The sequence below is a fragment of the Pelomonas candidula genome (assembly GCF_043555985.1).
Lineage (GTDB): Bacteria > Pseudomonadota > Gammaproteobacteria > Burkholderiales > Burkholderiaceae_C > Pelomonas > Pelomonas candidula.
In genome coordinates this window covers 76,631-89,751 of sequence record NZ_JBIGIC010000004.1, presented here as the reverse complement: position 1 = coordinate 89,751, position 13,121 = coordinate 76,631, and the positions used below count along the sequence as shown (strand labels likewise).

Here is a 13,121-nt window from a genome sequence, read left to right as displayed (position 1 = left end):
ACCCCCCAGGGCTACACTTGGCCCACCTGTCAAGCTGTTTTTGCAGGATCACGTTGATAGAGGACTCGGCCTCATGAGCTCCAAATTGAAAGTCGCCGGTTGGGTTGCCCTCGGTGCCGTCGCGGGTGCACTGACCACGATGCAGCTGCAGGCCAACGCGCGCAGCGCCCTGTCCCCCCTGCCCCTGGACGAAATGCAGCAGTTGGCTGCGGTCTTCGGCCTCGTCAAGGCGGAGTACGTCGAGCCCGTCGACGAGAAAAAACTCATCAACGACGCCATCGGCGGCATGGTGGCCGGCCTGGACCCGCACTCGCAGTTCTTCGACAAGAAGAGCTTCAAGGAATTCCGCGAAGGCACGTCCGGCAAGTTCGTCGGCGTGGGCATCGAGATCGGCATGGAAGACGGCCTGGTCAAGATCGTCTCCCCCATCGAAGGCTCGCCCGCCTTCCGCGCCGGCCTGAAGAGCGGTGACCTGATCAGCCGCATCGACGACACCGCCGTGCGCGGCATGTCCATCGACCAGGCCGTCAAGAAGATGCGCGGCGACCCGGCCACCAAGGTCAGCCTGACGATCTACCGCAAGGCCGAGAACCGCACCTTCCCCGTGACCATCACCCGCGAGGAGATCAAGGTCCAGAGCGTGCGTGCCAAGGTCATGGAGCCCGGCTACGCCTGGCTGCGCGTCAGCCAGTTCCAGGACCGCACGGTCGACGACTTCGCCAAGAAGCTCGAAGAGATCTACAAGCAGGAGCCCCACCTGAAGGGCCTCGTGCTGGACCTGCGCAACGACCCGGGCGGCCTGCTGGACGGCGCCGTCGCCATCTCGTCCGCCTTCCTGCCCAAGGACGTCGAGGTCGTGTCGACCAACGGCCAGATCCCCGAGTCCAAGGCGAGCTACAAGGCCAACCCGGACGATTACCGCCGCCGCGGCGGTGACGACCCGCTCAAGCGCCTTCCCGCCGCGTTGAAGAACGTGCCGCTGGTGGTGCTGGTGAACGAAGGCTCGGCCAGCGCCAGCGAGATCGTCGCCGGCGCGCTGCAGGACCACCACCGCGCCATCATCATGGGCGCCCAGACCTTCGGCAAGGGCTCGGTGCAGACCGTGCGCCAGCTGGGCCCGGAGACGGCAATCAAGATCACCACGGCGCGCTACTACACGCCGAGCGGCCGCTCCATCCAGGCCAAGGGCATCGTCCCCGACGTCGCGCTGGACGAGACCGCCGAAGGCAACGTCTTCGCCGCGCTGCGCACCCGCGAAGCCGATCTCGAGAAGCATCTGAACAACGGCCCCGAGGAAGACACCGAAGCGCGCCAGAAGGCCCGCGAGGAAGCCCGCCAGAAGTTGGAGGCCGAGTACGCCAAGCGCGCCGAGCCGCCCAAGCCGCTGCCCGAGTTCGGCTCGGCCGAGGACTTCCCGCTGGTGCAGGCCCTGAACAAGCTCAAGGGCCAGCCAGTCATCGCATCCAAGGCGCCGCTGGAGCGCAAGGCCGAAGCCAAGCCGGGCGAATAAGCCGGGCTGCCTCGCACATGGACAGGCCTCCCCCGGGAGGCCTGTTTTGTTTTGTTTTGTGCGTGCGCCGGCGCTTCCGTGCACCTCGGGCCGCCACCTGAACCCCGACCGCTCCATGCGCCTGGCCGGGTGGCGCCCTGGCGGGCAAGCGCGAGGATTTGCCGCGGTGGCGGCCTTCGGCGCGTTCGTCTGACTTGGCTCAACGGATCTCCTCGATGCCGGAAGCGCTCCACTTCGTACGCGCTAGACTGGCTCGCGATGTCCCGCCAACGCCTGCACCGTCTCGGCACCGCCTTCATGGTGGTGTTGTCGCTGCTGTTCTCGCAGTTGGCGTTGGCTGCGTACGTCTGCCCTGCGCAGGCGGATGGACAGGCCATGGCGAAGATGATGGCCGCTGGCCAGCCCTGCGACCGCATGGACGACCGGCAGCCAGCCCTGTGCCACTTGCATGCGGCCGATCCGGGCCAGAGCTTTGAGGCGGCGAAACTGCCTGTCGCCTCGTTGCCTGCGCTCGTTCAGGTACTGGAACTGCCGCTAGCACTCCAGGCCGAGGCGGCGCAGACGGCGGTACCTCCGGCCGCCACCCGCGAGGCCCAGCCGCCTCCTGACCCGCTGTTCCTCTCCACGCTCAGACTCCGCGTCTGACCTGCTCCGTCGACTGACCGGCGCTGCCGCGGCTTGTCCGCATGCCAGCAACGCTCCCGCTCGTCTTCGGAGTTCCCATGTCCAGATTCCTTTTGTGCGCCGCCGCCGTGGCGGCCGCATGGCTGCCCGCCCTCGTCGGCGCTGAGCCGCTGTCCTTCGACCAGGCTATCCGCCTGGCCGCCCAACGATCCGAGGCCGCTCGCGCCCGCCATGCTGCCGCCATGAGCGCCGCCGAATCGTCCCGCGCCGCCAGCCAGTTGCCCGACCCGGTGTTCAGCGCCGGCATCGACAACCTGCCTGTCACCGGCCCAGACAGGCTGAGCACGAATCGCGAATCGATGACGACCAAGCGCGTCGGCTTCAGCCAGGAATGGGTGTCCGCCGACAAGCGCGCCGCGCGCGAGGCTGCTGCACGCGCGATGGCCGGCGTCGAAGAGGCGCAAGCGGCTGCCGCCCAAGCCGAGGCCAGATTGCAGGCGGCCATGGCCTATGTCGACGCCTGGTATGCCGGCGAAGCCTTGAAGCTCACCACGCAGGCCGAGCACCATCTGCGCGAGGAGCTCGACACCGCCCGTGCCCGTCTGGCTGCAGCCGGGGGAGGCAGCGCCGACATGCTGCAGCTGGCTGCGGCCCAAGGCATGGCCGAGGACGACAGCGCCGAGGCCCGCCAGCGGCAGGCCTTAGCCTTCGCCTCGTTGCAGCGCTGGGCAGGCTACCGGCCAGACGCACTGGCCACGGGGCCTGTCTTCGTCATGCCGACCGAGGCCGACTATGTGGCTCGCCATCCCGAGGTGGCCGTGACGAGGCGCAACGTGGAGGTGGCACGCGGCAACGCGACCGTCGCCGCTCAGGAGCGCCACGCCAACTGGACCTGGGCGGTCTCCTATGGCCAGCGCACCGGCTATTCGGACATGGTGTCGATCGGCGTCAGCATCCCGCTGCAGATCGCGCCGTCGCAGCGGCAGGACCGCGAGACGGCGGCACGCCTGGCCCTCGTGGACAAGGCCGAGGCCGAGCTGGCGGAGGCGACCCGCGCCGCGACGGCCGAGTACCAGGCACTGTCGGGTGATGCCGAGCGCCAGGCACAACGCGTCGTCCGTTTCGAGACCGCCGTCACCATCCCGGCGCGCCAGCGCACGGAAGCGTTGTTGGCCGGGTATCGCAGCAACCAGGCGCCCTTGAGCGCCGTCTTCGAGGCCCGCCGTCAAGCATTGGAAGCCGAACGCAAGCACCTCGCCCTGCAACGTGAACTCGCGCGCATCCAGGCCCAGCTCACCTTCAAACCCCTTGCCGAAGGAAGTGTCCTGTGAAGCACGCCCCATTCATCCTCGCTGCCGTCGCCACCGGCGCACTGCTCGCCGCGAGCGGCTACTACGTCGGCCGCGCGAGCCAAGCTGCAACCGTCGCAACAGGTGCCGCCACCGACCGCAAGCCGTTGTACTGGCACGACCCGATGGTGCCCGGCCCACGCTTCGACAAGCCCGGCAAGTCGCCCTTCATGGACATGCAGCTGGTGCCGGTCTACGCGGACGAAGGTGGCGCGGATGGTGGCGTGAAGGTCAGCGCCACGGTGCAGCAGAACCTCGGCATTCGCACCGCTGCTGTTCGCCACGCCCAGGTCGCCTCCAGCTTTGACGCGGTGGGCAGCGTCCAGTTCGACGAGCGGCTGACCGCTGCCGTGCAGACGCGCGTGGCCGGCTACATCGAACGTCTGGCCGTGCGCGCGCCGGCGGAGACGGTGCGTGTCGGCCAGCCGCTGGCCACCGTCTATGCGCCCGACTGGCTTGCACCGCTGAACGAGTGGCTGGCCTTGAAGCGCAGCGGCGCCGCGCCGGAGCTGGTGGCTGCCGCCCGCGAGCGCCTGCGCGCCCTGTCCGTGCCCGACGCACTGGTGCAGCAGAGCGAAGCGGCCGGCACCGCCCAGGCTCGCTACACGCTGAATGCGCCGCTGGGCGGCGTCGTCGCGGAGCTGGGTGTGCGCGAGGGCATGGCCGTCACGCCGGGCATGACGCTGTTCCGCATTGCCGGGCTGAGCAAGGTCTGGGCCGTGGTCGACGTGCCCGAGGCGCAGGCCCTGAACCTCAGGCGCGGCCAGAAGGTGAGCGCTACGCTTCAGGCGGATGCCTCGCGTACTTTCGACGGCGAGCTGAGGGAGATCCTGCCGCAGGTGAGCGCTGCGACGCGCACGCTGCAGGCCCGCTTCGAGGTGGACAACCGCGACGGCCGGCTGCTGCCCGGCATGCTGCTGCGCCTTCAGCTGCACGAGGCGCAGGCCACGCGACTGGTGGTGCCGGCCGAGGCCGTCATCCGCACCGGCACGCGGGCCGTCGCCCTGGTGCGCCGCGATGGCGGCGGCTTCGAGCCACGCGAGCTCAAGCTGGGTGCCGAGCTGGGCGACGACGTCGAAGTGCTGCAAGGCCTGGTCGAAGGCGAGCGGGTGGTCACCAGCGGCCAGTTCCTGGTTGACTCGGAGGCGCGACTGAAGTCCGCCCTCGGCGCCCTGTCCGCGCCCCCGGCCGCGTCCATGCCGAAGGAGAGTGCGCAGTGATCGCCGCCCTGATCCGATGGTCCGTGTCCAACCGCATTCTGGTGCTGATCGCCACGGCGTTCCTCGTCGCGACGGGCCTGTGGTCGGCCGCTCGCACGCCTGTCGACGCACTGCCCGACCTGTCCGACACCCAGGTCATCGTGCGCACCACCTACCCCGGCAAACCGCCGCAGGTGGTGGAAGACCTCGTCACCTATCCCCTCACCACGACGCTGCTCAGCGTCCCCGGCGCGAAGACGGTGCGTGGCTATTCCTTCTTCGGCGACTCCTTCGTCTACGTGCTGTTCGACGACAGGACCGATCCCTATTGGGCGCGCTCGCGTGTCGTCGAGTCGCTGAACCAGGTGCAGGGCCGGTTGCCGGCCGGCGCCACCGCAGCCCTCGGGCCCGATGCGACCGGTGTTGGCTGGGTCTACGAATATGCCCTCGTGGACCGCACCGGGCACACCGACATCGGCCAGTTGCGCGCACTGAATGACTGGTTCCTGAAGTTCGAGCTGAAGACCGTGTCCGACGTGGCCGAGGTCGCCAGCATCGGCGGCATGGTCAAGCAGGTCCAGGTGGTGCTGGACCCTGACCGCATGCGAGCACTGGGCGTCACGCAGGCCCGTGTGGCCGAGGCGCTGCGCCAGGGCAACCAGTCCTCGGGTGGCTCGGTCGTGGAGATGGCCGAGACCGAGTACATGGTTCGCTCGCGCGGTTTCCTGAAATCGCTGGAGGACTTTCGGGGCCTCCCCATCGCAGTGACCGGCGCCACGCCCGTGCTGCTGCGCGATGTAGCCCGCGTTCAGTGGGGGCCCGAGATGCGCCGCGGCGTGGCCGAGCTGGATGGCGAAGGCGAGGTGACGGGCGGCGTCGTGGTGATGCGCTCGGGCAAGAACGCGCGCTCCGTGATTGCCGCCGTGAAGGCGAAGCTGGAAGCCCTGAAGTCCAGCCTGCCGAAGGGCGTGGAGATCGTCGAGACCTACGACCGCTCGCAGCTCATCGACCGCGCCTTGGACAACCTCAAGCTCAAGCTGGCCGAGGAGTTCATCGTCGTCGCCATCGTCTGCGCGGTGTTCCTGTTCCACCTGCGCTCGGCGTTGGTCGCCGTCGTCACCCTGCCGGTCGGCGTGCTTGCAGCCTTCATCGTCATGCACGCGCAGGGCGTCAGCGCCAACATCCTGTCGCTGGGCGGCGTGGCCATCGCCCTGGGGGCCATGGTGGACGCCTCCGTCGTGCTGGTGGAGGCGGCGCACAAGCACCTGGAGCATTTCGGGGAACGGCAGGGCCGCATGCCGACGCTGGCCGAGCGCTGGGAGCTGATCGCCCAGGCCGCCGTGGAGGTGGGGCCGGCACTCTTCTTCTCGCTGCTCGTCATCACGCTGTCCTTCCTGCCGGTGTTCACGCTGGAGGCGCAGGAGGGGCGGCTGTTCGCGCCACTTGCCTTCACCAAGACCTATGCGATGGCGGCGGCGGCGGGCCTGTCCGTGACCCTCGTGCCGGTGCTGATGGGCTACCTCATCCGCGGCCGCATCCCCAGGGAAACGGCCAACCCGGTCAACCGCCTGCTGATGGCCGCCTACCGGCCGGCGCTGGAGATGGTGCTGCACTGGCCGAAGACGACGCTGCTCGCTGCCGCCCTGGTGCTGGCCATCACCGTCGTCCCGGTAGCGCGAATTGGCGGCGAGTTCATGCCACCGCTGGACGAAGGCGACCTGCTCTTCATGCCCTCGGCGCTGCCGGGCCTGTCGGTGGCCAAGGCGGCCGAGCTGCTGCAACAGACGGACCGTCTCATCAAGACCGTGCCCGAAGTCGAGCGCGTCTTCGGCAAGGCGGGCCGCGCCGACACAGCCACCGATCCAGCACCCGTGGAGATGTTCGAGACGACGATCCGCTTCAAGCCGCGCGAGCAGTGGCGCCCGGGCATGACGCCCGACCAGCTCGTCGAGGAGCTGGACCGCGTGGTGAAGGTGCCCGGCCTGTCCAACGTCTGGGTGCCTCCCATCCGCAACCGCATCGACATGCTGGCCACCGGCATCAAGAGCCCCGTGGGCATCAAGGTCGCCGGCTCCGACCTGGCAACGCTGGACAAGCTCACGACGCAGATCGAGGCCGCGGTGAAGGGTGTCCCGGGTGTCTCGTCCGCACTGGCCGAGCGGTTGACCGGCGGGCGCTATATCGACGTCGACGTGGATCGCGCCGCCGCCGCGCGCTTGGGCCTGTCCGTCGCCGACGTGCAGGCCGTCGTCTCGACCGCCATCGGCGGCGACAACGTGGGCGAGGTCATCCAGGGCCGCGAGCGCTACCCCGTGAACCTGCGCTACCCGCGCGAGATCCGCGACTCGCTGGAGCGCCTGCGCCAGCTCCCCTTCGTCACCGAGCGCGGCGCCACCGTACTGCTGCAGGACGTGGCCCGTGTCGCCGTCGAGGACGGGCCGCCCATGTTGCGCAGCGAGAACGCGCGCCTGTCCGGCTGGGTCTACGTGGACGTGCGAGGCCGCGACCTGCGCTCCGTCGTGCGCGACATGCAGGCTGCCGTGCAATCCCAGGTGATCGTTCCGGCCGGCTATGCCGTGTCGTGGTCCGGCCAGTTCGAGTACCTGGAGCGCGCCGCCGAACGGCTCAAGCTCGTCGTGCCGGTCACGCTGGCCGTCATCTTCGTGCTGCTCTACCTGCTGTTCCGCTCGGCAGGTGATGCGGCCCTCGTCATGGCCGCCGTGCCGTTTTCGCTGGTGGGAGGCTTCTGGCTGGTCTGGGTGCTGGGTCATGCCGTCTCGGTCGCCACGGCCGTGGGCTTCATCGCGCTGGCCGGCCTCGCCGCAGAGTTCGGCGTCGTCATGCTGGTCTACCTGCAGAACGCCTGGTCCCGGCGCCTGGCAGAAGGGGAGCCCGACAACGAGGCGACATTGCTCGCCGCCATCCGCGAGGGCGCGGTGCTGCGCGTGCGCCCCAAGGCCATGACCGTGGCCGTCGTGATGGCCGGCCTGCTGCCCATCCTCCTTGGCCACGGCACCGGCTCCGAGGTCATGACACGCATTGCCGCCCCCATGGTGGGCGGCATGGTGACCGCGCCGCTGCTGAGCCTGCTGGTCATGCCCGCGGCGTGGTATCTCGTTCGCCGGAGAAGCCTTGAAGGTGCCACGGCCATCAAGGCCAAGCCGGAACAGGCGCCGAGCACGGCCAACAGGGGCTAGCCGCCGGTCCAACTGTCGACACCGATTCGGTGGGCGCGGCCAGCAGACACGCTGCTCAACGTGCCCGACACGCCGACATCGCTGCAGCCGCAGGCGCCCCCCGCCCGAGTGGGCCTGCCCCGACGAGAAGTTCATGACGAACGGCATGGGCAACGGTGAACGGACGATGGCGGCGCGAAATCAGCTCAGCCGCGTTTTTCTGCGGACCATCGCATGCGGGCAGCAACTCATCGCTTGCAGGTTGGGCATCGATAACCGCGCAACTAGCCTGAACACAGGTCGACGCAATTCCGCGTCTCCAGCCCCAACGCAACACCAGGAGTCCGTCATGTCCGCAATCACTTCCACCCGCCTGTTCGCAAGCCTTGCCGTGCTGGCATTCACCGCCGGGCCTGCAATGGCAGACGAGCTGGAGCGCGTCGAGGTGCACGGCCGCGTCGTCGAGGCCACGCCGCGCTACGACGTGCATGCCGCCTGCAACACCATCGCTGACCAGCTGCAAGGCGCGCTGGCACGCACCTGGGCCACGGAGGGCCGCTACGGCGAGGTCAAGGTGCAACTCGTGCTGGAGAACGGCCACGTCGACGCCGTCGACGCCAAGGGCGTCTCTTACAGCGTGGCTCGCAGCGTGCGCCACGCCGTGAACCGCCTGAACTGCGCCCAGGCCAGCGCCGGCACGCAGCTCTATCGCTTCAGCGTCGACTTCATCGACCCGGACGCGCCGGTGAACGACAACACCACGCGCACCGCCGGCGCGCGCGGCATCCGCATCAGCGGCTGATCGCCTGCAAGATGGCGGCGTCCACCGCCACCAGCGGCTGCGCCAGACGCGCGGCCGCGCCGCCCGGCACCTCGTCGCGCTGGGCTGCGGCCCAGACGGGCGCGGGGAAGTGGCTGTCCCAGTCGAAGCGGGCAATGACGTGCCAGTGCAGATGCGGCACGACATTGCCCAGCGCGGCCAGGTTGACCTTGGTCGGATGCAGCAGGGATCTCAGCACGCGCTCGATCTCGGCGACGGCGTCCATGCATGCATGCCGGTCTGCGACCGACAGATCGCTGAACTCGGCGACATGGTCGTTCCAGATGAGCCGGTAGAACGCCGGGAAGCGCCGCGCCTCCTCGCCATCGACGACTCGGATGACGCGGAACTTTTCGGTACGAACGACGATCAAGCCGCCGTCGCTGTCGCACAGCACACAGCTCACACCAGCACCCGCTCGATGCCGCCGTTATTGGCCTTGGCCACATAGTCCGGCATCCAGTTCTGGCTCCGGCTGCTGGCTACGCCAGCTTCACGCCCGCCAAGGCGGGCATGAGCCTCGCCGCAACTGGCTCTGGTCATACCAGCACCCTTTCGATACCGCCTTCATTGGCCTTCTTGACGTAGTCCGGAAGCCAGTTGTCGCCGAGGATCTGGCGCGCCATCTCGACGACGATGTAGTCGGCCTCGAGCAGGCCGTTCTGCAGGTCGTTGCCGTAGCGGGTCAGGCCCTGCAGGCAGCTGGGGCATGACGTGAGGATCTTCAGGTTCTCGTCGGCGCCGACCTTGCCGCTCTCGCGCAGCTTGGCCTCGGTCTTGCGCAGTTCCTCTTCCTTGCGGAAGCGAACCTGCGTCGAGATGTCCGGCCGCGTGACGGCCAGCGTGCCGCTCTCGCCGCAGCAGCGTTCGTTCTTCACGACGTTCTCGCCCACCAGCGCCTTCACCGTCTTCATCGGCTCCTGCAGCTTCATCGGCGTGTGGCAGGGGTCGTGGTACAGGTAGCTCGTCTTGGAGCCGAGCGTGATGCCCTTCTCCAGCAGGTACTCGTGGATGTCGATGATGCGGCAGCCGGGGAAGATGTCCTCGAACTTGTAGCCCTGCAGCTGGTCGTAGCAGGTGCCGCAACTCACCACCACGGTCTTGATGTCCAGGTAGTTCAGCGTGTTGGCGACGCGGTGGAAGAGCACCCGGTTGTCGGTGATCATCTTCTCGGCCTTGTCGAACTGGCCCGAACCACGCTGCGGGTAGCCGCAGCAGAGATAACCGGGCGGCAGCACCGTCTGCACGCCGGCGTGCCACAGCATGGCCTGCGTGGCCAAGCCCACCTGGCTGAACAGCCGCTCGGAGCCGCAGCCGGGGAAATAGAACACGGCCTCGGTCTCGCTCGCGCTTTCGGGCGGGCGGATGATGGGCACGTAGTCCTTGTCCTCGATGTCCAGCAGCGCGCGCGCCGTCTTCTTGGGCAGGCCACCGGGCAGCTTCTTGTTGATGAAGTGGATGACCTGTTCCTTGATCGGCGCGCTGCCGACCGTGGCCGGCGGCGCGCTCGACTGCTTGCGGCCCGCGGGCTTGAACAGATCCACGGCCAGGCGCTGCACCTTGTAGCCGACACCCACCACCGCCGTGCGGGCCAGCTTGATGGTCTCGGGGTTGGTCGCGTTCAGCATCAACATGGCCGCCGCGTTGCCGGGGCGCCAGGTCTTCTTGCCCATCTTGCGCAGCAGGTTGCGCATGTTCATCGTCACGTCGCCGAAGTCGATCTTGACCGGGCAGGGGTTCAGGCACTTGTGGCAGACCGTGCAATGGTCGGCCACGTCCTCGAACTCTTCCCAATGCTTGATCGACACGCCACGGCGCGTCTGCTCTTCATACAGGAAGGCCTCGACCAGCAGCGACGTCGCGAGGATCTTGTTGCGCGGGCTGTAGAGCAGGTTGGCGCGCGGTACATGCGTGGCACAGACTGGCTTGCACTTGCCGCAGCGCAGGCAGTCCTTCACCGAGTTGGCGATCTCGCCGATATCGCTCTGCTGCATGATGAGCGACTCGTGGCCCATCAGGCCGAACGACGGCGTGTAGGCATTGCGCAGGTCGGCCGGCAGCGACTCATCCTTGAGCAGCTTGCCCTTGTTGAAGCGGCCTTCCGGGTCGACTCTTCTCTTGTAGTCGGTGAAGTTGGCCAGCTCGGCGTCGCTGAGGAACTCGATCTTCGTGATGCCGATGCCGTGCTCGCCCGAGATCACGCCGTCCAGCGAGCGCGCCAGCGTCATGATGCGCGCCACGGCCTCGTGGGCCGTCTGCAGCATCTGGTAGTTGTCGCTGTTGACGGGGATGTTGGTGTGCACGTTGCCGTCGCCGGCGTGCATGTGCAGCGCCACCCACACGCGGCCACGCAGCACGTCCTTGTGGATGCGCTTGAGTTCGGCAATCAGCGGCTCGAAGGCCGCGCCGGCGAACAGGTTCTGCAGCGGCTTGAGGATCTGCGTCTTCCACGACGCGCGCAGCTCGTGCGTCTGCAGCTGCTCGAAGAAGCCTTCGCCGTCCAGCCCGTCCAGCCACTGCTGCCACAGGCCGCCGACTTCACGCAGCAGCGCCAGCGCCTGCTGCACGCGGTCTTCCAGCAGCTCGGCGCTGGGGATCTCGCCAGCGTCGTCGCTCTTGCCCAGCGGCAGCTTGCCCGTCGTGAACAAGGCCTGCAGCGCGTCCACCAGCGCCAGCTTGTTGCGCAGCGACAGCTCGATGTTGATGCGCTCGATGCCCAGCGTGTACTCGCCCATGCGATGCAGCGGGATCACCACGTCCTCGTTCACCTTGAACGCGTTCGTGTGCTTGCTGATCGCGGCGGTGCGCTTGCGGTCCAGCCAGAACTTCTTGCGTGCGTCGGCGCTGACGGCGATGAAGCCCTCGCCCGAGCGGCCGTTGGCCAGGCGCACGACCTCGCTCGTCGCGCGCGCCACGGCGTCCGCGTCGTCACCGACGATGTCGCCGATCAGCACCATCTTCGGGAAGCCGCCGCGCTTGCTCTTGGTCGCGTAGCCCACGGCCTTCAGGTAGCGGTCGTCCAGGTGCTCCAGGCCCGCCAGCAGCACACCGGTATCGGCGATCGAGAACATGTAGTCCTTGATGTCGACGATGCTGGGCACGCAGTCCTTCGGGTTGCCGAAGAACTCCAGGCAGACCGTGCGCGTGTGCGCCGGCATGCGGTGCACGATCCAGCGCGCGCTGGTGATGAGGCCGTCGCAGCCTTCCTTCTGGATGCCCGGCAGGCCGGCGAGGAACTTGTCCGTCACGTCCTTGCCCAGACCCTCCTTGCGGAACACGCGGCCGGGGATGTCCAGGCGCTCGGTTTTCTCCAGCGTCTTGCCGGAGGCATCGAAGTAGCGCAGCTCGAAGCTCGCCACCTCCACGTCGTGGATCTTGCCGAGGTTGTGGTTGAGGCGAATCACCTCCAGCCACTTGGCCTCGGGCGTCACCATGCGCCAACTGGCCAGGTTGTCCAGCGCCGTGCCCCACAGCACGGCCTTCTTGCCGCCGGCGTTCATGGCCACGTTGCCGCCGATGCAGCTGGCCTCGGCTGAAGTCGGGTCCACGGCGAAGACGAAGCCGTTGGCCTCGGCCATGTCCGCCACGCGCTGCGTGACGACACCGGCCTCGCTGAAGATGGTCGGCACCTCGCGGTCCAGGCCCGGCAGCCTGAGCATCTCGACGCCGCGCAACGCTTCCAGCTTCTCGGTGTTGATGACGGCGCTGTTCCACACCAGCGGCACCGCGCCGCCCGTGTAGCCCGTGCCGCCGCCACGCGGGATGACGGTCAGGCCCAGCTCGAAGCAGGCGCCCACCAGGCCGGCCATCTCGGCCTCGGTGTCGGGCGTCAGCACGACGAAGGGGTACTCCACGCGCCAGTCGGTCGCGTCGGTCACATGGGACACGCGGGACAGGCCGTCGAACTTGATGTTGTCCTTGGCGGTGTGCTTGGCCAGCGTCTTGGACGCGCGCTTGCGCAGACCGGCCACGCGCTCGAACATCGCCGCGAACTCGGCCACGGCGGCCTTGGCGGCCGTCAGCAGCTCGCCGACGGCGGCATCGCGCTGCGGGTCGCTCGCCGGGTCGCGGCGCTTCTGCACCTCGGCCAGTCGGTGGTGCAGGGCCTCGATCAGCAGCGAGCGGCGGCCGGGGTTGTCCAGCAGGTCGTCCTGCAGGTAAGGGTTGCGCTGCACCACCCAGATGTCGCCCAGCACCTCGTACAGCATCCGTGCGGATCGACCCGTGCGCCGCTCCAGCCGCAACTGATCCAGCAGCTGCCAGGCACGAGAGCCGAGCAGGCGGATGACGATCTCGCGGTCGGAGAACGACGTGTAGTTGTACGGAATCTCGCGCAGACGCGGCGCGTCGGCGTGTGTGTCGGTCGCTTCAGCAGCGGCCGGCATCAGAGGATGCGGGGCGTTCATAGAGGAAAAGGGGAGCGGGCTGGGATCGTATCGCAGG

The 13,121-nt window shown here is 68.2% G+C and carries 9 protein-coding genes; 6 read left to right on the top strand and 3 right to left on the bottom strand.

The window, feature by feature from the left end:
• Positions 1-73 precede the first annotated feature (73 nt).
• From ACG04R_RS09225 to ACG04R_RS09200, 6 genes are all read left to right on the top strand, one after another.
• Complete coding sequence (locus ACG04R_RS09225) at positions 74-1,510, top strand: S41 family peptidase (protein WP_394408553.1); 1,437 nt, start codon at positions 74-76, stop codon at positions 1,508-1,510.
• A 258-nt stretch (positions 1,511-1,768) separates the two neighbouring features.
• A complete protein-coding gene (locus ACG04R_RS09220) occupies positions 1,769-2,155 on the top strand; it encodes a hypothetical protein (RefSeq protein WP_394408550.1) in 387 nt (128 codons plus the stop codon).
• Positions 2,156-2,232: 77 nt separating this feature from the next.
• Complete coding sequence (locus ACG04R_RS09215; protein WP_394408547.1) at positions 2,233-3,465, top strand: TolC family protein; 1,233 nt, start codon at positions 2,233-2,235, stop codon at positions 3,463-3,465.
• Entirely contained in the window at positions 3,462-4,703 is a 1,242-nt protein-coding gene (locus ACG04R_RS09210; protein ID WP_394408544.1) for an efflux RND transporter periplasmic adaptor subunit, read from the top strand. The genes ACG04R_RS09215 and ACG04R_RS09210 overlap by 4 nt, the downstream gene beginning before the upstream one ends.
• Entirely contained in the window at positions 4,700-7,879 is a 3,180-nt protein-coding gene (locus tag ACG04R_RS09205) for an efflux RND transporter permease subunit (protein ID WP_394408541.1), read from the top strand. The genes ACG04R_RS09210 and ACG04R_RS09205 overlap by 4 nt, the downstream gene beginning before the upstream one ends.
• Before the next feature lie 328 nt (positions 7,880-8,207).
• Positions 8,208-8,660 (top strand): hypothetical protein, encoded by a 453-nt coding sequence (locus ACG04R_RS09200; RefSeq protein WP_394408538.1) that lies wholly within the window; start codon positions 8,208-8,210, stop codon positions 8,658-8,660.
• On the opposite strand, the gene ACG04R_RS09195 is transcribed toward ACG04R_RS09200, so the two are convergent.
• Genes ACG04R_RS09195 through ACG04R_RS09185 form a run of 3 tightly spaced genes read right to left on the bottom strand, consistent with a single transcriptional unit; the run spans position 8,650 to position 13,084 of the window.
• Positions 8,650-9,051, bottom strand: coding sequence for an HIT family protein (locus tag ACG04R_RS09195; protein WP_394408535.1), 402 nt, complete (start codon positions 9,049-9,051; stop codon positions 8,650-8,652). The two genes, ACG04R_RS09200 and ACG04R_RS09195, sit on opposite strands and share 11 nt — an antisense overlap.
• A gap of 29 nt (positions 9,052-9,080) precedes the next feature.
• Positions 9,081-9,221, bottom strand: coding sequence for a DUF3400 domain-containing protein (locus ACG04R_RS09190; RefSeq protein ID WP_394408532.1), 141 nt, complete (start codon positions 9,219-9,221; stop codon positions 9,081-9,083).
• Positions 9,218-13,084 (bottom strand): DUF3683 domain-containing protein, encoded by a 3,867-nt coding sequence (locus ACG04R_RS09185; RefSeq protein ID WP_394408529.1) that lies wholly within the window; start codon positions 13,082-13,084, stop codon positions 9,218-9,220. Before ACG04R_RS09185 ends, ACG04R_RS09190 begins: the two co-directional genes overlap by 4 nt.
• Between the last annotated feature and the right edge of the window lie 37 nt (positions 13,085-13,121).